At 68.3% G+C, this 21447-nt stretch carries 21 protein-coding genes and 3 pseudogenes; 9 read left to right on the forward strand and 15 right to left on the reverse strand.

All coding sequences use genetic code 11. The features are described 5' to 3' along the window. Positions 1 to 256: 256 nt before the first annotated feature. Complete coding sequence (locus AB0H42_RS00335) at positions 257 to 1417, reverse strand: lipase family protein (protein WP_357047493.1); 1161 nt, start codon at positions 1415 to 1417, stop codon at positions 257 to 259. 428 nt (positions 1418 to 1845) lie between these two features. Then, positions 1846 to 2373, reverse strand: coding sequence for a MarR family transcriptional regulator (locus AB0H42_RS00340; protein ID WP_357047496.1), 528 nt, complete (start codon positions 2371 to 2373; stop codon positions 1846 to 1848). A 97-nt stretch (positions 2374 to 2470) separates the two neighbouring features. Here AB0H42_RS00340 and AB0H42_RS00345 point away from each other — a divergent pair, with 97 nt between their 5' ends. From AB0H42_RS00345 to AB0H42_RS00360, 4 genes are all read left to right on the forward strand, one after another. After that, positions 2471 to 2815 carry a DUF1801 domain-containing protein gene (locus AB0H42_RS00345; protein ID WP_357047499.1) on the forward strand — a complete coding sequence of 115 codons (345 nt, stop codon included), beginning with the start codon at positions 2471 to 2473 and terminating at the stop codon, positions 2813 to 2815. Positions 2816 to 2912: 97 nt separating this feature from the next. Further along, complete coding sequence (locus AB0H42_RS00350; protein ID WP_357047502.1) at positions 2913 to 3590, forward strand: GntR family transcriptional regulator; 678 nt, start codon at positions 2913 to 2915, stop codon at positions 3588 to 3590. A 306-nt stretch (positions 3591 to 3896) separates the two neighbouring features. Then, complete coding sequence (locus AB0H42_RS00355; protein ID WP_357047505.1) at positions 3897 to 4133, forward strand: hypothetical protein; 237 nt, start codon at positions 3897 to 3899, stop codon at positions 4131 to 4133. Continuing rightward, positions 4133 to 5005, forward strand: coding sequence for a CoA ester lyase (locus AB0H42_RS00360; RefSeq protein WP_357047508.1), 873 nt, complete (start codon positions 4133 to 4135; stop codon positions 5003 to 5005). The genes AB0H42_RS00355 and AB0H42_RS00360 overlap by 1 nt, the downstream gene beginning before the upstream one ends. On the opposite strand, the gene AB0H42_RS00365 is transcribed toward AB0H42_RS00360, so the two are convergent. The 4 genes from AB0H42_RS00365 to AB0H42_RS00380 form a co-directional block, all read right to left on the reverse strand. Continuing rightward, positions 5002 to 5517: a hypothetical protein gene (locus tag AB0H42_RS00365; RefSeq protein WP_357047511.1), complete on the reverse strand. Its 516-nt coding sequence runs from the start codon at positions 5515 to 5517 to the stop codon at positions 5002 to 5004. The two genes, AB0H42_RS00360 and AB0H42_RS00365, sit on opposite strands and share 4 nt — an antisense overlap. Before the next feature lie 130 nt (positions 5518 to 5647). Next, positions 5648 to 6862, reverse strand: a complete 1215-nt coding sequence (locus tag AB0H42_RS00370; RefSeq protein WP_357047514.1) for a cytochrome P450 — start codon at positions 6860 to 6862, stop codon at positions 5648 to 5650. A 335-nt stretch (positions 6863 to 7197) separates the two neighbouring features. Then, entirely contained in the window at positions 7198 to 7419 is a 222-nt protein-coding gene (locus AB0H42_RS00375; protein ID WP_357047517.1) for a hypothetical protein, read from the reverse strand. A gap of 369 nt (positions 7420 to 7788) precedes the next feature. After that, positions 7789 to 8370 (reverse strand): TetR/AcrR family transcriptional regulator, encoded by a 582-nt coding sequence (locus tag AB0H42_RS00380; protein ID WP_357047520.1) that lies wholly within the window; start codon positions 8368 to 8370, stop codon positions 7789 to 7791. Between the two features lie 99 nt (positions 8371 to 8469). On the opposite strand from AB0H42_RS00380, the gene AB0H42_RS00385 reads away from it, so the two are divergent. Beyond that, positions 8470 to 9609, forward strand: coding sequence for an acyl-CoA dehydrogenase family protein (locus AB0H42_RS00385; protein WP_357047522.1), 1140 nt, complete (start codon positions 8470 to 8472; stop codon positions 9607 to 9609). A gap of 57 nt (positions 9610 to 9666) precedes the next feature. Here the strand turns inward: AB0H42_RS00385 and AB0H42_RS00390 are convergent, their stop codons facing one another. From AB0H42_RS00390 to AB0H42_RS00415, 6 genes and pseudogenes are all read right to left on the reverse strand, one after another. Continuing rightward, complete coding sequence (locus AB0H42_RS00390; protein ID WP_357047525.1) at positions 9667 to 10494, reverse strand: enoyl-CoA hydratase/isomerase family protein; 828 nt, start codon at positions 10492 to 10494, stop codon at positions 9667 to 9669. Between the two features lie 92 nt (positions 10495 to 10586). Next, positions 10587 to 10964, reverse strand: a pseudogene (locus tag AB0H42_RS00395) (MFS transporter); the annotation flags it as partial. Positions 10965 to 11145: 181 nt separating this feature from the next. Continuing rightward, entirely contained in the window at positions 11146 to 12171 is a 1026-nt protein-coding gene (locus AB0H42_RS00400; RefSeq protein ID WP_357047528.1) for an acyl-CoA dehydrogenase, read from the reverse strand. Beyond that, positions 12171 to 13322, reverse strand: coding sequence for an acyl-CoA dehydrogenase family protein (locus AB0H42_RS00405; RefSeq protein WP_357047531.1), 1152 nt, complete (start codon positions 13320 to 13322; stop codon positions 12171 to 12173). Before AB0H42_RS00405 ends, AB0H42_RS00400 begins: the two co-directional genes overlap by 1 nt. 13 nt (positions 13323 to 13335) lie before the next feature. Continuing rightward, positions 13336 to 13572, reverse strand: coding sequence for a hypothetical protein (locus tag AB0H42_RS00410; RefSeq protein WP_357047534.1), 237 nt, complete (start codon positions 13570 to 13572; stop codon positions 13336 to 13338). A 202-nt stretch (positions 13573 to 13774) separates the two neighbouring features. Then, a pseudogene (locus tag AB0H42_RS00415) lies at positions 13775 to 13873 on the reverse strand (CoA transferase); the annotation flags it as partial. A 161-nt stretch (positions 13874 to 14034) separates the two neighbouring features. On the opposite strand from AB0H42_RS00415, the gene AB0H42_RS00420 reads away from it, so the two are divergent. After that, positions 14035 to 14778 carry a helix-turn-helix domain-containing protein gene (locus AB0H42_RS00420; RefSeq protein ID WP_357047537.1) on the forward strand — a complete coding sequence of 248 codons (744 nt, stop codon included), beginning with the start codon at positions 14035 to 14037 and terminating at the stop codon, positions 14776 to 14778. Positions 14779 to 14883: 105 nt separating this feature from the next. Then, positions 14884 to 15633: an alpha/beta hydrolase gene (locus AB0H42_RS00425; RefSeq protein ID WP_357047540.1), complete on the forward strand. Its 750-nt coding sequence runs from the start codon at positions 14884 to 14886 to the stop codon at positions 15631 to 15633. A gap of 70 nt (positions 15634 to 15703) precedes the next feature. On the opposite strand, the gene AB0H42_RS00430 is transcribed toward AB0H42_RS00425, so the two are convergent. Both AB0H42_RS00430 and AB0H42_RS00435 read right to left on the reverse strand, forming a co-directional pair. Beyond that, entirely contained in the window at positions 15704 to 17239 is a 1536-nt protein-coding gene (locus tag AB0H42_RS00430; RefSeq protein WP_357047543.1) for an ATP-dependent DNA ligase, read from the reverse strand. A gap of 56 nt (positions 17240 to 17295) precedes the next feature. Further along, positions 17296 to 17844: a DUF1360 domain-containing protein gene (locus AB0H42_RS00435; RefSeq protein WP_357047546.1), complete on the reverse strand. Its 549-nt coding sequence runs from the start codon at positions 17842 to 17844 to the stop codon at positions 17296 to 17298. A 270-nt stretch (positions 17845 to 18114) separates the two neighbouring features. Here AB0H42_RS00435 and AB0H42_RS00440 point away from each other — a divergent pair. Both AB0H42_RS00440 and AB0H42_RS00445 read left to right on the forward strand, forming a co-directional pair. Further along, positions 18115 to 18230, forward strand: a pseudogene (locus AB0H42_RS00440) (manganese catalase family protein); the annotation flags it as partial. 209 nt (positions 18231 to 18439) lie between these two features. Next, entirely contained in the window at positions 18440 to 19792 is a 1353-nt protein-coding gene (locus AB0H42_RS00445) for a lipase family protein (protein ID WP_357047549.1), read from the forward strand. A 49-nt stretch (positions 19793 to 19841) separates the two neighbouring features. On the opposite strand, the gene AB0H42_RS00450 is transcribed toward AB0H42_RS00445, so the two are convergent. After that, positions 19842 to 21260 (reverse strand): lipase family protein, encoded by a 1419-nt coding sequence (locus AB0H42_RS00450; protein WP_357047552.1) that lies wholly within the window; start codon positions 21258 to 21260, stop codon positions 19842 to 19844. Positions 21261 to 21447 lie beyond the last annotated feature (187 nt).

Consider the following 21447-nt stretch of genomic DNA (forward strand, 5'->3'; position numbering starts at 1 on the left):
CGAGTGTCGTGTGGCACTTCCAAGTCTCGAAGCGTCCCTGTGGTGCGTCAAGGGCCTGGGAAAAAGTGACCGGGGCTACCGATCGGCCAACTCGGCCGTTACATCGCGGGGTGTGGTCGAGGCACCGCCCCACCAGGTTGTCCGCGCCGGTGATATCCGGTCCGGGCCCACGACACGGCGTGAAGGCCGGCACTGAGTCGCCCGCAGCGATCCGCCGATCGACTGCGGGCGACTCGGGCCGTACACAGATGTTTCGTCAGCAGGCGACGGGCGCGGGTTCGCCGCGCACCCGGCCCTCGAGCCACGCCACCATGGCGGGCGCGCCGGCCGCCGCCGCGGACAGATGCTCGAACGAGGGGACCAGCAACGTCTGCAATCGCACCCCGGCCGCACACCACCGGCGGTTGGTGTTGTCGATGGCGTTGATCGGCACCAGCGGGTCGGTCGGCGAATGCCATTCGAATATCGGTATCTGTGGAACAGGATCGTAGAGTTCCACGCTGTTCTCCCGCACCACGGCCCAGGCATCGGGCTGCTCGAAGACAGCGGGCCCCGTAGCGAACTCGTGTGCGCTGCCACCGGCCCCGAGGGCGAGGATGTCATTGGTGCAGAGGTTGGCCATTGCGTCACGCATGGCGAGACCACGGGGATTGAGATTCCCGCTCACGTGTACCCGGTCGGGGTATTCCCGCTCGAGGCCGATGGCCGCCGCCATCGCCAGCCCGAAGGCCGGGTGCGGGTTGTAGCCCAGCCCCTCCGCCATCGAGACCAGGTTCATCGGGGCTCCGCCGATGGCCGCGCCCGCGAGCCGTAGCTCGGGTGCGTAGGACGGTTGCAGCGCCGCCGCCCACGCCGTGGCGAGCCCGCCACCGGAGTAGCCGGCCAATACCGCCGGGCTGTTCGCGACGCCGAGTTCGGGCATCCGCTGCACCGCCCGGACGCCGTCCAATGTGATCTGGCCGCCCAGGCGCCCGGCTCCGAGGGCGAACTCCGGTCCGAGATGATCCGGCAGCGCCACGCTCCAGCCTCGCGCCAACATCGCGCCCAACGCCGGCATGATCACCGACAGGTTCAGGTCGGCGCCGTAGAGCCGGTGCGATACCGCGCAGTCGGTGCCGAGCGAATTGATGAAATGTTGATACGACAGCAGCGGCGCGCCGGGTTGATGTCCCGCGGGAGTGGCGATCGTGGTGGTCGCCGCGATCGGTGCGCCCCGCGAATCGGTGGAACGGAACTTGACCAGCCGGACCGTGGCGCCGGGGAAGACGGCCACCGGCGGCAGGACCCGCACGTCGAGCACGTCGCCCGGCCGGTGCGCCGCCAGATCGGCAGGGGCGGCATAGAACCGATCGGGATCCGGAGCCGGGTAGATGGGTGCGGCGGTGGCCGGTGTCGCCACCAGCAGGGCGCATGCCATACCACCGAGCACACCCAAAAAACGAACAAAGGGACGAGTCACGATCTCAACCTCCAGGAGGGGGGAATAGTTCGCCGCAATTGCTGATTCGCAGCTGGAACAGATCGCTTCGGTGAGCAAGCTATCACGACATTCCGAGACAGGACCGCATTGAACGAAAGGCGCGTTCACCTGCGAAAAGGTGCGGCAGTCCCGAGCCCGGTACCGACCGGTCGCCGAGCGGCGGCGCGGCCGATTTCGGCCCTCGGCGCCGAGACCGTGCCGCACCGATCCGTCGTCGGGTAGCACCGGGCGCGGCGCCCCGGAGGCCCGCCGGGCCGGTCGGCGAGTATGTCGAACCCGCGGCACGCCGGGGCACTGGTAGAGGCCGGGGGCGCTCTGCCCGCAGGCCGGCCACCCCCTGGGTCGGCGCGCGGACCACCGATCGGCTACTCGGTGACCCGGTCGTCCGGAGCTTCCAGCGTGTGCAGCAGAGTTCGCAGGAGGTCTTCGAGTGCGGCTTGCCCGGTGTCGGGGAGTGCGGAAAGTAGTCGCGTGACGTTGGCGGTGTGCGCGGTCATCGCCTCGTCCACCGTGGTGTAGCCCTTCTCGGTCAACCGGATGTGGAAACTGCGTCGGTCGTTGGGGTCGAGTGTGCGTTCGACGAGGCCGGAGGCCACCAGCCGGTCGATCCGGTTGGTCATCCCCGCTCGCGTGAGCAACAGCGCGGCCGAGAGCTGTGAGGGGATGAGGGTGTACGGCTCGCCCGCCCGGCGCAGGGTCGCGAGGACATCGAATTCGCCCGGCTGGAGTCCGAACTCGGTGAATACCCGCTCCTGGGCGGGGCGGAGGAGAAGGGCCGCCCGGCCGAGGCGGCCGACGATGCCGATCGCGGTCAGTTCGAGATCCGGGCGTTCCCGAGCCCACGCGGCCACCACGGCGTCGATGGAGTCGGGTTCGGGGGTGTGCTCACTCATGTCTCCATTCTATTCGAGATTTGATAGTTAGACATCTAACTATCAGATATGTGATGATCTTCGCAGACCGCCCCCATCGAAACTCACGGAGGAAACCATGAACGACGAAGTCACCCGATACATCGACGAGTTGCAGCCCTGGCAGGCCGACGTGTGCCGGCAGTTGCGCGGCATGATCCACACGACGATCCCCGCCGTCGAAGAGCAGATCCAGTACGGCAAACCGCACTTCTCGAAGAACGGTAGCCACGCCGCGGTGATCCACGTGGCGAAGAGCAAGGTGTCGTTCATGGTGTTCAACGCCTCCGGGATCGAGGCGGTCAAGGGAGTACTCAGGTCGATGGGCAACGGTGAACGCAAGGTCGCCGATATCCCCGAGGGGCACGATGTCGACTACGCCCTGCTCGCCGGAGTGCTGGCCGAGGCGAGCGCCGGTCTCTGAGCGGGCCGCCGTGCCTCTGCTGCTCTTCGGGGCCGCCGATCGCGATGGCGCTGTGCGATAGTTCTCGGGAGTCGCAGCGAGAGGATGATTCGACGGGATGCCGACTGCTCAGCCGACCAAGCGGGATCAGATCGTCGACGAGTTACGTCGGATGATTCTGACGGGCGCGTTGAGTCGCGGGGAAAAGCTTCCTCAGGACGATCTGGCGCGGCGATTCCATGCCTCGATCACCCCGGTGCGGGAGGCGATGCGCTTGCTGGAGGCCGAGGGGCTGCTGGTGGCCGAGCCGCACCGCGGGGTGCGGGTGGCGGGCGTGGATCTGGAACGGGTCAAGGGCAGCTACGTTGTGCGCCGGCTCGCCGAGAGCTATGCCATGAAGCGAGCGGTGGACCGGATGGCCCCGCGCGATATCGCCGCCGCCGAGAACCTGATCGTGCGAATGAGAGACCATGCGGTCCAGGGTGATTCGGTATCGGTGCGCGAGCTCAACCGGCAGTTCCACTTCTATTTCTACGAGCGGTGTGGTCTGCCCGCGTTGTGCGACGAGATCGCGGCGATGTGGCGGTCGTTCCCGTGGGATCTCATGCTGAGCACGAAGGCGCGGCTGGAGGAGTCACAGCGCGAGCACCAGGCGATCGTGGATGCGGTGCGCGCCGGCGATCACGAGCAGGCCGCCGCTCTGACCGAGGTGCACATCCGGAACGGCTACCTCGCGATCGCCGGCCATATCGCGGGGGAGTCGGCCGCCGACCCGTTCGACCTGCACGTCGACTGAGCCGGTAGCGGTGCCCGCTCGGCATGCCGGATCGGGTTTGCCCGCGATTCCGGGCGAGGAACGCGCCGGCGCGGTCATCGCGCACGCCACCAGCACCAGGGGCCCGGCCGTGGCGGGCTGCCGTCGGCGCCGGAGAACAGCGCGCCGGACTCTTTCGCCGGGATGCACGACCTTGCACGGATAATGCATGATCGGAACAATTTGTGCATTTAAATGGTGATGATGCACGATGATGTCGCGGCAGGACCTATGCCATACGGATGTGGGCTGGTTACGCCATGAGCCGAACCGACGTAGGAGCACGTCATGAGCGATCAGGATCTGGGTGGACAGGTCGCGATGGCGACCGGCGGGCAGGTGGCATCGGGCGCACGACAGTCGAACGCCTCGCCGCAGCCGGTGCCGCGGTCGTCCTCGCGGGCCTCCACCCGGCAGGAGCGCGGGCGCCGACCGGCAAGATCCTCGCGCACGGCGGCCGCGCACGGCGCCGGTGCCGACATCACGCGAGCCGAGCAGCCCGACGCCATGACGCAGGAGAAATGATGCAGCGACGACGTGCGGTGCTGGTGGCACCCGCCTCCGATGAACGCAAAGCCCGCAAGGCGCTGGCTTCCGGCGCCGACGAGGTGGTACTCGATCTCGAGGACGCGGTGACCCCGGATCGCAAGGACGCGGCCCGGGCGACCGCCACCGCGCTCGTCGCCGAATTCGGTGGTGAGCGGGCGGTCTCGATCCGGATCAATGCGCTCACCACCGCATGGGCGGGCGACGATCTCGCCGCCTGTGCCGCGACCGGTTCCGCACTGGGCTCGGTGGTGCTGCCCAAAACCGAATCGCCCGCCCAGCTCGCCGAGGTCGATCGGTGTCTCGGCGACACCGGCACCCGGATACAGGCACTGCTGGAGACCCCGCTCGGCATCCTCCGGGTGGCCGAGATCTGCGCGGGTTCGGCCCGGCTCGACGCGGTGATCATCGGCTACGCCGACCTCGGCGCGGCACTGGGCCGGGCGGCGGACGTCGCGCCGGATGCCTGGCATCAGGTCCAGGAGTCGGTCCTCCTCGCCGCACGTGCTGCCGGGGTGTCGGCGATCGACGGCCCGCAGCTCACCGTTGCCGACGACGAAAGTTTCCGATCGTCGAAACGGTGGGTGCGAGACCTCGGTTTCGACGGCACCTGGGTGATCCATCCGGCCCAGATCGCCGGGGCCACCGATGTTTTCACGCCCGGCGCGGCAGAGGTCGACTGGGCACGCCGGGTTCTCATCGCACTGGAGGAGGCCGCCGCCGGCGGAGCCGGCGCCGCGCGGCTGGACGGGCGGATGCTCGACGAAGCGCTGGCGGTCGGTGCGCGCCGAGTGCTGGCGCGGTCTTCGGAGCGCGTACCGGACACCGGACGCGCTCCGGAGCGCCGCTAGCTACCGCGGGCAGGCCGGCCGGCCGCCACCCATTTCTGGTGTCGTTTCACCGTGCGGTCGAAGATCCAGGAGATTTCTTTTCCGGTACGCCGGTCGAAGGCCAGCTCGATCATATGTGTGGGTTCGTGGAAGGACGTCCACATCGGGGAGTCGATGACACACAGGGGATCCGGGCGCTCGGGTGGGTTCGGCGGCAGGAGCACCCAGATTCCCTCCAACGCCCGTCGAAAGGTCTCGCCGATGAAGTACATGAATCGCACGGCGACTTCGAGGTTCTCCTCGGCGGCCATATCATCGAAGTGCGAATAGCGGCGGAGCATCTCGTGTTCCGCTGTTACCAGCCCTTCGCGGGTCCAGAGGTGGCCGGTGAGTTCGGGAACGTCGACTTCGACGAACTCGCTCTCCACGGCTTCCTGCTGCGTCTGTAGCCATGCCCGAAAGAGTTCGTCGCTCTGGTTTTCCTGGTACTCCGGCGTATCCCGGGCCGTCGTCGGTTCACCTGTCGAAGGCATCGATTCTCCATTTCCGCGTTGCTGCGAGCTTATTTCATGACCCGTACGGCGGCGAATTCGTGACACTCTCCGACCGGATGTGTTCCGGCGAACTCCCTTCGGGTCGCGGGTGGTGGTCGCCGGACTGTCGCTACACCGGGTTCAGTGGCGGCGCGGGTGGAAACACGACCGGTAGTACCGACAGCGCTCGGTGGAACGGTCCCGGACGCCAGGAAAGCTCCTCGACCGGCGCCGCCAGCTCCAGTTCCGGGAGCGCGTCGAGCAGCAGGTCGATCGCGGCCTCGACCACCAGGTACGCGGGCGACCGGGCCGGGCAGGCGTGCGGCCCGATACTCCAGGCCAGGTGGGAACGGTTGCCGGCGAACTCATCACCCCGGATGGCCGGATCGTTGTTGCACGCGGCCAGACTGATCAGCACCGGCTGATCGGCCGGCAGCCACGTATCGTCCACGAGGACCGGCTGACGCGGGTAGGTGGTGCAGAAATTCGCCAGCGGCGGATCGTTGAACAGCACCTCGTCCAGCGCATCCCGGGTGGACAGGCTGCCGCCGAGCATGCTCCCGCCGAAACGTTCATCGGTCATCATCAACAGCAGGGTGTTGACGATGAGGTTCTGCTGCGGTTCCACTCCGGCGCCGTAGATGGTGCTCAGGTTGTACAGCGCTTCCTCGTCGTCGAGGTTCGACGGATGGTGAACCAGTCTCGACGAGACATCGTCGCGGGGATCGGCTCGTTTCTCGACAATGAGTTCCAGCAACGCCTCGGCAAGATTTTTCATCCCCCATTCCGCGTCGATACCTTCGAAAAGCGCCGCTACCCCGGCCGCCACCCGCTGCCCCAACTCCGGTGTGCATCCGACCATACGGTTGAGGACCTCGAAAACCAGTGGGAACGCGTACTGGGAGACGAGATCGGCCTTCCCCGATTCGCAGAACGAGTTGATGAGGGGGACGGCGATCCGTTCCACATCCTGGTGCAACCGATGCAGATCTATTCCGTCGAGGGCATACACATGAGCCCGCCGAAAGCGCTGATGCAGTTCGCCACTGCTGCGCAGCACCGTCGGGTTCCACTCCATCATCGGCCGTACCGGTGAGTCGGCCGGGATGCTTTTCTGCCAATGCCGTGGATCCGCCGGGAACCGTTCGGTGTCATTGAGAATTCGAAGAGCGGCGGCGTAACCGATCACCAGGGTGGCCGGGACGCCCGGCGACAGTTCGACAGGGACGAGCGCGCCGTGGCGATCCCGCATCGCGGCATAGGCACCATGCGGATCGTTCGCGAATTCCGCCGAATAGATACTGAAGCGCGGCCCCACCCCTCCGGTGGGTTCGCCGTGGATCATCGGGCACCTGCGGATGAACGCTGCTCCTGCGATACCGAGGTGTAGTGCACGGTCAAAGACGAGGCTCCAATCGATGGAACAGGTACTCGCCGAGCAGGACCATTCCCTGTGGACAGGGACGCGGCCCGCTCGGCGAACAGGGCTGTTTCACGAACACATTCGCCGATTCCTACATATCGTTTGGCGATGTCCGCGTCGAGCCATCAGCGGTGAAGTCCGTAGGTATCTGCTCTGTGCACGGTACCGGTCGCGGGAAAGTTGCACAGCAAATTCCTGGGGACCGTTGAGAAGCCGTTTCACCGATCCGCCACCGGTAGCCGGGCCTGCCCCGGGCGTCACCCGGCACCGGGGTAGTCCGCGATGTTCTCGCCGAGGATCTCCTCGAAACGGACGGCCATCCGGTCTGCTTCGGCCGGCTCGACAACGTCGGTGGCGTTCTCCAGGGATCCGAACAACGCGACGGTGCGGCCGTGGTCGTCTTTCTGCTCGGACAGGATGAGGGAGAGGTAGAAATCGGCAGGGGCCACGACGGTGACGGGCTCCCGGTCCGCAGCCACATCGGATCCGCGTAGGTCGGCGGCCGGGATGTTCTGGAAGGCCGGACGAACCGGAGGTGGTCGCGGACCCGGAGGGTGTCGGCCGAGTATTCGAACGGAAGATCCTGGTGATCCAGGGCCGCGACGCACCTCGGCGAATACGGCAGCCGGCACTTCTCCGGGTCGGTGCGCGGTGGCGGCCCGGTCGACCCGGCGTCGAATTGCAGTTGTTGCGCCGCTCGTTGCCGGAGTCTCTCGACCGGAGCCGGGCCGGTAGCGCGCACATAGACCGGCAACCTGCCCGCGGCCGGGTCTCCGCCAAGCGGTCGTACCATTCGGTCAGCCGGGTTCGGCCGCGGTCCGGTAGCGGAATCGGCTGCGGCGACGAAACTACCGGGCGCTGATGCCGTGGGTGAGGATGGCGGCCAGTTCGCGGTAGGCGGCGGCGTCGTCGAGTCCGGTGCGGTCGCGGACGGCGCCCTGCTGGATCCGCACCATCATGGTGGCGGCCAGGTCGGCGGCGAACGCGGCGTGCACGCCGCGGAATTCCCCGGTGGCGACGCCGTCGTCGATGAGCTCCTGAACGCGGCGGGCGGCGATGCGGGTGTTGCGTTCGTAGACCTCGCGAGCGGGGGCGAAGGCGTCGAGGTCGGTCATGAACCGCTCCGAGGCGGCGGTGAGGGCTGCGCCGACCGCGGTGAGGTAGGCGGCGATGCGTGCCAGGGAACCGGTGGTCGCGGATACCTCGGCTTCGACGGTTTCGGTGGCGCGTTTGAAGAAATGCACGGTGGCGGCGGTGACCAGCTGTTCCTTGCTGTCGGCGAGGGTGTAGAGCGTGGATTTGGAGCATCTGAGCCGGGCCGCGATGGCGTCGAGCGTCAGGTGGGCGAAGCCTTCGGCGAGGAACAACTCGACCAGCTCGTCGAACAGTTCGGTGCGGCGGGGGGTCGCGAAGGTCGAGCGCTGCTCCATGCGGGGAATAGTACTGCGGAGCTCCTTGCGGTACTGATCCCGGAACAGTACTGTGACAGGGAGTAAAGTACTGCCCTGCGTATCATCGGAGGATTTCCTGTGGCTGTCGATCGACTTCTGCCCACCGACGAGGCAAAGGATCTCCTCCGGCTGACCCGCGATGTGGCCGATAAGGTGCTGGCCCCGATCGTCGACGAGCACGAGAAGGCCGAGACCTATCCCGAGGGCGTGTTCGCCACGCTGGGGGAGGCGGGGTTGCTGAGCCTGCCGTACCCGCAGGAGTGGGGTGGGGGTGGCCAGCCGTACGAGGTGTATCTGCAGGTGCTGGAGGAGATCGCCGCGCGCTGGGCCGCGGTCGCGGTGGCGGTGAGCGTGCACAGTCTGGCCTGTTATCCACTGATGGAGTTCGGTAGCGCGGAGCAGCAGCAGCGGTGGCTGCCGGAGATGCTGGGCGGCGGCACGATCGGCGCCTACAGTCTGTCCGAGCCCCAGGCGGGTTCGGATGCCGCCGCGCTGACCTGCAAGGCCACCGCGGTCGAGGGCGGATACCGGGTCGACGGTGCCAAGGCGTGGATTACCCACGGTGGTATCGCCGATTTCTACAACCTGTTCGCGCGGACCGGCGAGGGGTCGAAGGGTATCTCGTGCTTCCTGGTGCCGAAGGACACCGAGGGGCTGAGTTTCGGTAGGCCGGAAGAGAAGATGGGTCTGCACGCGGTGCCGACCACCTCCGCGCACTACGACGAGGCCTTCGTACCCGCCGAACGCCGGATCGGCGCGGAAGGGCAGGGCCTGCAGATCGCGTTCAGCGCCTTGGATTCCGGCCGGTTGGGGATCGCCGCGGTCGCGGTCGGGCTCGCCCAGGCCGCCCTGGACGAGGCGGTGACCTACGCGCGGGAACGGTCGGCGTTCGGCCGCAGGATCATCGATCATCAGGGGCTGGGTTTCCTGCTGGCCGATATGGCCGCCGCGGTGGATTCGGCGCGCGCGACCTACCTCGATGCCGCCCGCCGCCGCGATGCCGGTCTGCCGTATTCGCGTCAGGCATCGGTGGCCAAACTGGTCGCCACCGATGCGGCGATGAAAGTCACCACCGATGCGGTGCAGGTGCTCGGCGGTTACGGCTACACCCGGGATTTCCGGGTCGAACGCTATATGCGGGAGGCGAAGATCACCCAGATTTTCGAGGGCACCAACCAGATTCAGCGCCTGGTCATCAGCCGCCACCTCGCCGGCTGACCGGCCCGCCGCTTCCGCGGAATGCTCGAGAGGATCATCAGCCCTCTTCCGTGAGCGTCACCGGGTCCACACGTCGTTCGGGCGGCCGGGGTTCGGGCCGGCCGGTTCATTCACCGAGGAAACGCGGGGTGCGTTTCTCCCGGAACGCCGCGATCGCCTCGGCGGAGTCCCGGGTGGATTGGACGACGGCCTGTTCGGCGGCGACCATCGAGAGCGAAGTCGCGAAATCGACTCGTTCGCCGTTGCGGACGAGGCGTTTGATGGCGCGGATCGCCACCGGCGGCCGTCGGCCAGGCGGCGGCACAGCGCGAGAGCGGCCTCGGACAGTTCCGCCGGATCGTGCAGGGACAGCACCAGTCCGAGCGCGCGGGCTTCCTCGGCCTCGACGAAGCGCCCGGTCCACAGCAGTTCGAGCGCCCGGGCCTGCCCGACGATCCGCGGGAGCAGATGAGCGCCACCGTCGCCGGGGATCAGACCCACTCGCACATAGGCTTCGGAGAATCGGGCCCGGGTGGACGCCAGCCGGATATCGCAGGCCAGCGCCATGTCCATGCCGGCGCCGACCGCCACCCCGTCGACCGCGGCGATAAGCGGTTTGTCCAGGTCGAGGGCCGCCGCGGCGACCCGGTGTACCCGGTCCCGCAGTACTTCCTGGCGTCCCAGGGTGGAGGTGATCTCGGCGAAATCGTCGAGATCGACACCGGCGCAGAAGGCGCCGTCGGCGCCGGTCACCAGGACCACCCGCACCTGCGGGTCGGTGCGCGCCGAACGCAGCGCTGCGGCCCAGTGATCGAGCATTTCCAGGGTGAAGGCGTTCTTGCGGTGCGGGCGGTTGAGCAGAATGGTGGCGATGCCGTCGGTGATGGTGTATTCGAGGTCGGCCATGGCTGGTCCTTTGTCTGGATGCGGGCGTCGTGCCGGTCGGTGCTGCTGGTGACAGCCGGGGCGGCGGGTGCGCTGCCGATCAGGTTCACGTCCCGGGTTTCGCGCATGAACACGTAGGTCAGCAGGGAGATCGCGGCGCAGACCGAGACGTAGACGAAGAAGTAGCTTTCGTGTCCGGCGTCGCGCAGGGCGAGGGCGAGATAGGAGGCGGTGCCGCCGAATACGGCCTGGGCGATGTTGTAGGGGATCGCGACCCCGACGGTGCGGACCTCGGTGGGAAACAGTTCGGCTTCGACCACCGCGTTGACCGAGGAATATCCGGCGACGAAGGTCAGGCCCAGCAGGGTGTAGAGCAGGCACCCCAGCCAGGTGGGTGACTGCCGCATACCCTGCAGAATCGGGTAGGTGCATAGGGTGGTGCCGAGACCGAAGAAGATGAGCACTGGCCGGCGGCCGACGCGGTCGGAGATGTAGCAATTCGATCATGTTGCCGATGGAGCCGGCGAAGACCGATTTGATGTAGTAGCCGCGGGTTCTGGGATCGGCGACGTCGGCGGCGCCGAGGGTGTGGCCGGCATGGCGGACTCCTCGGAGATCAGGTGTTGTCGAAGCAGTGCTCGTAGCACGGGGCTCGAGCAGGCGGCGGAGGGGTCAGGAGGTGATGAGGGCCCAGAGGTCCGGTGCGCCGGCGGTGAGCGCGGCGGTGGTGAGGGTGTCGTCCCAGAAGTGGACGGAGCCGTATTCCGAGCGCCAGGCCAGGGCCGGTCGCGTGAATTCGTGCAGCCGGTGTTCCCTGGTGGTGCCGATGGCGCCGTGGACCTGGTGGGCATTGCGCACCACGGCCGAGGCCGCGTGCCCGGCACAGGAGCGGGCCACGGCGATCCGGAATGCGGCCTCGGCGCCGGACCAGCCGGTGCGCACGGCGGTGGCGAGCGCGGCTTCGGTGGCGGCGCGGGCCAGGGCGGCTTCGGCCGCGATATCGGCGACCAGCTGCTGGACGGCCTGGAACCGGGCGAGCGGACGTCCGAACTGCACCCGCTGGGTCGCATGGGTGGTGGTGAGATCGACAATTCGATCCAGTACGGCGCAGACCTGCAGGCCCCGGACCAGAGCCGCGCGCAGCCGCAAGCCGTCCACGACGCTGTCCGGTACCGGTGGTCCCGACAGCCTGGCCGGGTCGGCGGTGACCGTATCCCGTGGTTCGCCGGCGAGATTGGTACCCGCTTCGATCGTCAGTGCCGCGGTCTCCGCGTCGGCGGCTCGGAAAATCCCGTCCTGCTGCCACAGCACGACGATGCGCTCGGCGGCACTCGCCCACGGCACCCCATGCGCGGTCCCCGAGTCGTCGAGCAGGCATACCGTGCGGCGCGCGGAATCGACGGGAAGACCGGCGGACTCCAGCAACCAGCAGGCCAGCAGATCGTGTTCGGCAAGTGGTAACCGGACCCCGTGCCAGGCCGCCGCACGCAGGAGCTCGGCCGCTTCGGACCAGCCGGCGCCGCTGCCGCCCGACTCTTCGGCGCCGGTGAGCCGGACGAGACCGAGTTCGGTGAGCCGCTGCCACAGCGGACGATCCCAGGCGGCACCGTCCCCGGGTGCGTGCTTTTCCCGGTGGTCCGCGAACACCGCGGACATCATGTCGGCCAGATCCTTGTCGACAGTGGTCGGGGTGTTCATCAGCGCATTCCCAATCCCCGCGCGATGACACCGCGCAGAACCTCGTTGGCGCCGCCGCGGAGGGTGAACCCGGGGCGTTGGACGACGGCGTGGCCGAGCATCGCGCGGTATTCGGCACCCACCGGGGCGCCGTCCCCGGCCAGGAGGTCGGCGAAATCGGCGATATCCCCCTCGGTGGTGGTGCCGAGGACCTTGACCACGGCCGCGGCGGTGTCCGCGGGCTCGCGGCGTTCCAGCGCGCCGGCCACCGCGGTGGACATCTCGTGCAGGCCGGTGATCCGGGCGAGATAGCGGCCGAGATCGGTGTGCCGGGGGAGCGTGCCGGCGGCCATCTGCTCCGCGGTCGCGGCGAGCAGCGGAAAGGTGGACAGGAAGCGTTCCGGGCCGCTGCGCTCGAAGCTCAGTTCGGAGGTCACCTGCTGCCAGCCGTTGCCGAGGGTGCCGAACACCCTGTCGTCGGCGACGAAGACCTCCTCGAGTACCACCTCGTTGAAATGGTGCTCGCCGTTCATCGATACGATGGGCCGGACATCGACACCTGGTGACCGGAGGTCGACGAGGAACTGGCTGAGTCCGTCGTGCCGGTGAGCGGCGTCGGCGGGTGCGGTGCGGGCCAGGCAGATGAACGCGTCGGCGCGATGGGCGCCGGAGGTCCACACTTTGGTGCCGGTGATCGACCAGCCACCGTCGGTGCGCGTCGCCCGGGTGCGCACGCCGGCCAGGTCCGAACCCGAATCCGGCTCGCTCATCCCGATGCCGAAATAGCATTCGCCGCGTGCGATCGCGGGCAGATAGGTGCGCTTCTGTTCCTCGGTGCCGTATTTCAGCAGCGACGGCACGATCTGCCGGTCGGCGATCCAGTGCGCGGCGACGGGTGCGCCGGCGGCCAGCAGTTCCTCGGTGACGACGAAGCGTTCGAGATGGGTGCGGCCGTGACCGCCGTATTCGACGGGCACCGTCATCCCGAGCCACCCCTGTTCGGCGAGTGCGCGGGAGAAGTCCTCGTCCCAGCCGGTGAGCCAGGAGTCGGCGGTGCGGCCGATTCTTCCCTCGGCGTACTGGGCTGCGAGGAATGCGCGCACCTGCGCGCGCAGCGGGGCCGACGCGGTGGGGTCCTCGGCGACCGGCGGGACGAGCCGGTTCGGTGTCATGGCGTTCATTCCTTCAGGCGGAGGCGGTTTCGGGGGCGGTGGTGGCGACGACACCGGCGGCGGTCAGATCCCGGATCCGCTGTGCGGAATAACCGAGGTCGGCCAGTACCGCGGCGGTGTCGGCGTTGAGCAGCGGGGCGTGCCGTTTGAGTGAGACCGGGGTGCGTGACATGGTGAAGGGGGTTCGCGTGGCGTAGTACTCGCCCTCGGTGGGGTGCTCGTGTTTGGTGATCAAGGCCTGGTCACGCACAGAGGAGTTCCGGTGTGCCTCCGCGAGATCGAGCAGATCCGCGGCGGTTATCGGGTCCCGGCGCCATGAGGGTATGAGCGCGCTGTCGATGAACCTGCAGCGCAACAAGCGCAGTGTCGCGCTCGATCTCGCCTCGGCGGAGGGCCGCCGGATCCTCGACGACCTGGTACGAGACGCGGCGGCTCATGTCCTCGTCCAGGTTCTCGATCTCGAGCACGTCCGCGCCGAGGTCGGCCAGGGTGGCGGTGGCGAACGGACCCATGATCACCGTGGTCAGGTCGATGACCCGGAATCCGGCCAGGGCGTCGGGGGTGAGTGGCATGCGTACTTCTCCTCGCTGTGACGGGCAGCACCCCGTGAACTATGACAGCTCCGCCCATATATACGCAATAGAGGAACATTTTACTTATATATGTAATATTGTCGGTGGCGTAGATTTCCGCACGAACAGGAAGGGGAGTCATGGCGCAACCGGAAGGCGCTGCGCACGCGCGTGCCCGGACCCGTCATCGCACCGTGGATCGCATCGCCGCGATTCTGGAGAGCGCGGCCCGGACCCGCGGCGGTATCACCCTGAGTGCCCTCGCCAAGGAGCTCGAGGCACCGGTCAGTTCGATACAGTCGCTGGTCAACGGGCTGGTCGCGGCCGGGTATCTCGACGAGCACGAGCGCCGCTATTCGCTCGGCAGCGCGCCGTATCTGCTCAACCGCCTGGCCGGGCGGCAACCGGTCTCCTCGGTGACACATGCCGACCTCGTCGAGATCCACCGCCGGACCGGTTTGACCACGGTGCTCTCCATCGCCGTGGGCCCGGATATCTTCTATGTCGACTACTGCTCGTCGGACCCCCGGTTCGCCTACCTCGCGGAGAACTACGTCCGCCGGTCGCTGCTGCGCACCTCCGGTGGCTGGGTACTGCTCGCGGGAATGGAAAAGCGCGACCTCTGGGCCTATATCCAGGCGCTCCCCGCGCCGGAGCAATCTCTCGCGGACCGGTTTTTCGCGCTGCTACCCGATATCCAGCACACCGGGATCTGCGCCGCCCCCGGCGCTTCGGAGCAGGGGGACGGGGTCTCCATCGCGGTGCGCGAGAACGGCAGAACGGTCGCCGCCGTCGGGGTGATCGCCTCGCGGGAGGTCATCCTCGGCGAGCGTGACCGATTGGTGGACATTCTCGAGGAATGCGGCCGGGAGTGGTCCTCGTGAGGTGCCGGGTGCGGGTCCCGGTGCGGCCGCGATGAGCGAGACCGTCCACGCTGTCGCGGCCGGCCGGTGGCGGTACGTCCCGACGGGACCGCACTCGTATGCCAGGTGAGCGGACCTGCCGGTGCTCCGCCGCTACTGCTCCTCCCGGGCCAGGCCAACTCGCACCGGTGGTGGGACGGCGTCCGGCCCGGCCTCGCCCGGAGTTTCCGGACGATCACCTTCGACTACCGCGGTACGGGGGACACCCGGGCAGACGACACGGACGCCGCGGAGTGGACCACCCGGCTCTTCGCCGCCGACGCCGCCGCGGTCCTGGATGCGCTGGGCTACCCGTCCGCCCACGTCTATGCCACCTCGATGGGCGGCCGGGTCGCGCAGTGGCTCGCGGCCCGGCATCCGGAGCGGGTGCAACGCCTGGTGTTGGCCTGTACCTCCCCGGGCGGGAGCCGCGCCCGGGAGCGGGGCCCCGAGATACGCCGTCTGCTCGCCGACCCGGACCCGCGCAGAAGACATGCGGTGCTATTGGAACTGATGTACACCTCCGAGTGGCTGGCCGCGCCGCCGCGCCGGTCGACCCTGCTGGGCGATCCGCGCATGAGCGCCCGGGCGGCGCGGGGGCATCTGCGTGCCGGCAACCGGCACGACGCCTCCGCGGTACTGGGCGAGATCCGCGCACAGACCCTGGTACTTCACGGCAGCGAGGACCATATGGTGCCTGCCCGGAATGCGGAGCTGCTCGCCGCGGCCGTGCCGGATGCCGCCGTCGAGATCTTTCCCGGCGGCAGGCACGGCTTCTTCGACGAGTTCCCGGCCGTCGGTGATCGTGTCACGGGATTCCTACTGCTGGGGCGCTGACATTCGCGCGGCCCGGGCGGCTCGGACGCCGCGACGCCCGCCGGCAGTCGAAACAGCTGCTACGGGCCGCTCAACCGCCCCGTTCGTAGAGCGCGCGGACGGTGTCGACCGTATCGGCCTCGGCCGGGGATTTGTCGTCGCGGTAGCGCACGACACGGGCGAACCGGAGCGCCAGGCCGCCGGGATAACGCGTCGATCCCTGCACTCCGTCGAAAGCGATCTCGACGACCTGTTCGGGCCGCAGTCGCACGACGAGGCCTTCGGTCGAGCCGTCGGCCAATTCGGTGAAGCGGCTGGTCTGCCACTCCAGCATGGCGTCGGTCATCCCTTTGAAGGTCTTACCCAGCATCACGAATCCACCGGTGGCCGGATCACGAGCGCCCAGGTGGATATTGGACAGCATGCCGGTGCGCCGGCCCGAACCCCATTCGGCCGCGAGAACCACCAGGTCCAAGGTGTGCACGGGTTTGACCTTGAGCCAGCCGGCGCCGCGGCGGCCCGCTTCGTACGGCGCCGACGATGACTTCGCCATCACCCCTTCGTGCCCGGCGGCCAGCGTGCGGTCCAGGAACTGTTGTGCCGCCGCGGGGTCGGCGGTCACCAGGCGGTCGACCCGCTGGGCGCGGGGAACGAGCACGTCGAGTGCGGTGAGCCTGTCCCGGGTGGGTAGATCGAGCAGGTCTCGGCCGTCGAGATGCAGGAGGTCGAAGAAGAACACCGACAGCGGTTCGAGATCGCCCGGATGTCTGCGGCCGAACCGGGCGGCAGTGACCTGGAATCGATCCGGCCGTCCATCGGGTCGCAACGCGATGGCCTCGGCATCGGCGATCAGATCGGTGGCGGGAAGGGCGAGGGTGGCCGCGACGGCCTCGGGGAGCCGGTCGGTGACCTCGTCGAGGCTGCGGGTATAGATCGAGACCGCCGATCCGGCCCGATGAATCTGCACCCGCGCACCGTCCAGCTTGGCTTCGAACACGGCGGTGCCGCCGAGTCGTTGGAGCGCGTCGGCAACCCCGGTCGCGGTCTGGGCGAGCATCGGCCCGACCGGCTGCCCCGCGCGTAACCGGAACTCCGCCAGCGCCGGTCGGCCCCCGGTGAGAGCCGCGGCCGCGACGGTGGGCAGCGCGCCGGCCAGCATCGCCGCGCGCCGGACCTCGGCGGCGGGTATCCCGGCAGCTCCGGCGATCGCGTCGGACATCACTCCGGCGAGCGCGCCCTGGCGCAATTCGCCGCTGAGCAGCCGGCGCAGGAATGTCTGCTCGATGCCGGAGGCAGTCTCGAACAGATCGCGCACGAGTGCGGCGCGCACGGTCCGGGCGCCTTTACCGGCGACCGCACCGATCCGGGTGAACCGCGCGTCGACCTCGGCGACCGTGAGCGTCGGCGTCGCGGCGGGCGGCGGCAGCGACCGCAGCGCGGCCCAGCCCACACCGATCTGGCGTTGCGGCAATTCCCCGGAAAGCCAGGACGCGGTCACCGCGACCAGGTGTGCGTCGCCGTCCGCCGCGGCGCGACTCAGCAGCGCGGCGAGACGGTCGGTCTTGGCCCGCCGGGCCGACGCCGACGCGATATCGGCGGATGCGGCGGCGACCTCGGCTAGCAGCACGTCGAACAGCCTGGCATGCCGACCGGCCGCGGGCAATCAGCGCGACCGATACAGCGCTACGCCCGCCCGGGTTCACCGGGTTCACCGGGTTCACCGGGTTCACCGGGGGCGCCGGCCGGGCCGATCGCCGGATACTCTCCTTCGGCTATCTGCTGGGCGGTCGCGTAGGCGAGGTGCAGGAAGTCGGCGCCGGCCAGTGCCGCCGTCGCCTCGCTCACCAGTCGGGTCGCTCGTGGTGCGAAGACGTGGCCGATGGTCAGGGCGGTGATGAGCCAGACATCGAAACAGAAGGGGCAGCTGAGCAGTTCTCCGAGGCTGTGGCCGACGCCATCCTCGGCTCGCGGCTGCTCCATGACTTCCCCGGGACCGCCGTCGCCGGTGGGCCGGGTGAACGGGGCGCGGACGGGAGCGGTGACGGTGCCCTTCGTCATCAGCCGCGACAGCTTGTGTGCGGCAAGAGCTGTGACGACGAGGTCACGGGTACTCATGGAATCGGGCAGCCGACGGCCGGTGAGACCGCCCAGCAGCGTCACGGCGCCGACCGACCCGGCATAGACCAGGATCGTGGCCGTATAGCCGCTGAGGGGGCGAGGATCGTCGCTCATGGCAGGTGCTCTATCAGCGCATTCCGGCGGTCGCGCGGGCACCGGCCGCGATGCGCTGCAGCAACCCGTCGAGATGCCGAGGGTCGCGACGCTGTCGCACCAGCACACTCTGTTACCCGGCCCGGTTCGGTCCCACTTCGACCCGCGATCGATCGCATCGTCCACACTTCCTCTCACCGTCCTAGGCCAGCGCCTACCCCGGCTGTCGACGGGCAAACACCGACCAACCGACCATAGGGAGGCGTTTGCTTCGTGTCTGCGGCCCAGGAAGCCGCCGACCCGGTGATCGGCGCGGTCTCGGACGGGATGGACCCGCAGCAGGCGATCATCTCCGGCGGCGGGCCCAGACTCTGTCCGACAGCGACGGTGTGCCCTGGAGCGGCCGCTGCACCGAGACGCCGCGAGTTCGTGAACCAGGCACGCTTCGGTGGTCCGGCGCTGGGCCACGGCCGGGGAGGGCGATCGCACCTGCATGGTGGGATACACAGCGGGACCGGCGATCCGCTGTGAGTGGCCCCCAATCCCTTCTATCTTTGGCAAATTCGGCAGCGACTGTCGATACTGAGGGAAATTTGCTTATTCGAGGGTGAGGGTCGTGAAGCCGCTTCTGGCAATCCTGGGAACTGTGCTCGTCGGTTGTGCGTGGTTGGGTGGGCCCCCGACTCGTGCGTACGCGGATCCACCGGCCGGTCCGGCCGAGCCGGAGGTCAACGCTCCGTCACCGCTGCAGCAGTGGATCGACGGCACGATCCCGGCGCCGGCGCAATTCGCGGGTGACGAGCCCGGATTGTCGTTGTGGCGCGGGGTGCTGCCGTCGGCGACCGGCGATCCGATCTTCGATGCCTGGCCCGCCGACCTCACGAATTTTTCGCCCGGTCAGATCATCGAACGACGGGATGTCACCGCGACAACCGCCGCGCGAATGGCGACGCCCATTTCGCGGGCGACACTGCTGAAGTTCCGGTCCACCTCCGCCTCGGGCGGTCCCTCCTTCGGCACCGCGACATTGATCGTCCCGGCGACCGCGTGGACCGGACCCGGACCCCGGCCGGTGGAGGTGAACGCGATGCCGATCAATTCCCTCGGATCGCACTGCACCCCGGGGTTCCAGTTGTCGCACGACCTGCTGGATCGCCCGAATACCGATCTTCCGGTGTTCCTGCCGTCGGTCTGGCTGGCGCTGAGCAAGGGACACGCGGTCCTCATGCCGGACCACGAGGGCCCGCTGATGGCGTACGCCGAACCCAATACCGCCGGACACGTGATGCTCGACGCCATCCGCGCGGTCCGTACCTACGCGCCGGATGAATTCGCCGACAGTCGATACGTGGCCATCGGCTATTCCGGTGGCGCGATCGCCTCCTACGCCGCGGCCATGCTGCTCGACGAGTACGCGCCGGAACTGCGCGATGTGCTGATCGGCGCGGCGGCGGGTGGCCTGGTCACCGACAATTCGAGCGTGGCCCATCAGTTCAACGGCAACATCTCCTCCGGGATCCTGTTGACGGTCGCGCTGGCGGTCGCGCGCGAACATCCGGAAATCCTGCGCTATATGAACAATCTCGGGCAGTGGGTGGCGACCTCGCCACTGCGTGATATCTGCGGCGACGCCTCCGGGCCCCTCGGCGTGGTCGGCATTCCGATCGACATCGCGGCGAATACCGCCAACGCACTCGACAGTCCCTTCGCGGCGACGATGTTCGAGCGATTGGACCTGACGGGACGAACCTCCGCCGTGCCGCTGTTCATCTATCACGGCCTGCACGACCCGTGGATTCCGCTCGACGACGCCGAGAACATGTATCGGCAACAGTGCAGCCGCGGCGTCTCCGCCGTCTTCCGCGTCGTGGGCGGTGAACATCTGCTCGGTTATGTCAGCGGCTATCCCGAACTCAGCGGCTGGATCGACGCGCGCTTGCGCGGCGAACCCGCAGCGAGTGAATGCTGAAATTCACCGAGTTCCGGTGGGGTTGTCCGTAATATTCCGGCGCGCGCCTTCAGCATTCACTGCGCGCCGGGATACCGCGGAGCCGCTCGTCCAGCCAGATCATGGCGTCGGGGTAGCCGAGGCCCGCCGCGATGATGTGTTCGCCGAGCACACTGCGGTAGACCGCGGTGACACCGAGTGAGCACTGCTCCTGATAGAGGTTGCGGGCGCCCTCGGCCGGGATCCAGAACTCCTGTTCGCCGTTGTAGATGTAGAGCGGCGTCGCCGAGGCGCGCCCGGCCATCCGGGTCACCTCGTAGATGTCGCGTGCCAGCGTCGATCGCAGTGGGTCGGCGATATTCGCGGCGATATCGATCGGCAGCAGCAGTGCGCCCGGCAGCGCGAAAACGCTTATGCACTGGTCTTTCATCGGTGAGGTCGTCACCCACTGGGCGAGGTGGTTCATCCGGGCCAGGATTTCGGGGCGCTCGCGGGCGATACCGAAGACAGCCGCCATGAACACGCCCGAGGCCAGATTGCCGTTCATGCTGCCGGCCAGGATTTCGAAGTCGGCGGGCACCCCGCCGAGCGCCGCGCCGACCAGTGCCGGTGCGAGATCGGGTGCGTAACTCTCGATCAGTTTCGCCGCGCCGTGCGTGGCGATCGCGCCGCCGGAGTAGCCGGTCATCGCGAACCTGCTCGCGCCGAACTCGTCCGCCCGCCAGCCGCGCACCGCGCGCACCGCGTCCAGTACCGCGTGGCCCGCGACGTAGGGCTCGGCGTAGGCCATGAGCGGACCCTCGTGATCCGGAATGAGTACGGCGTAACCACGCAGTGCGGCCAGCTGGGTGGTGGGCGGCACGAAGTCGGTGAGCGCGCTCGCGAAGGAGAGACCGTGCGCCAGCGTATAACTCGGCGTGCACCGACGGCCGAGAGCGTCGATCGGAAGGTTGTTGACCAGTACCGGCCGCGCCCCGGGCACCGGTGAGCCGGTCGCCGGAATCACCAGTGTGGCCGTGGCGAACGAGGGGCGATCATGCGCGTCGGTGGTCCGGTATTTGAACAGCACCGCCTGCCGGATCGGCACAAGGACCAGTGGCGCGGCCGAGGCGGTGATATCGCGGACCTCGAGCACCGCGCCCGGGGCGAAGTCGGCGAGGTTCGGCGGCCACAGATCGAATATCGGGTCGCCGACCGGCGCGGGCAGCACCGCCTGACGCAGTGCCGCGAGTGCCGGTGCCAGGTCGTTCGTCTCCTCCAGCGGCGGCGCCGGTCGGGGTGCCGGCGCGATCGGCGGCGGCGGGATCACCTGGTCGATCCACTGCTGGATACCGGGCAGGATCGCGCCGCTCGCCTCCGCGGGCGAGGGCGGGACCGGGAGTCCGGCGAAGGGGAGAGCGGGCAGTGCGGGCGGCTGGGCGGCGGCCTGCCCGGTGAGCAACGGCACGATGACGAGCAACGCGAGAGTGACGGCACGTAAACGTCTCATGGCACACGCCCCTGGGTGCAATATCGATACATCTGGCACTCGGGGAGATGCGGGCTTCCGTGCTCCGAAACGTCCCCTGTCCTACCGGGGCCAGAGGCTCAGGTTACGTGACCGGAGGTCGATTACTGTGGTATGTCACAAGATTGAGACGACCTGCTGCTGATTCGAGACAAAGGCGCCGCTCCCA

This window comes from Nocardia sp. NPDC050799, from assembly GCF_040654015.1.
Taxonomy (GTDB): Bacteria; Actinomycetota; Actinomycetes; order Mycobacteriales; family Mycobacteriaceae; genus Nocardia.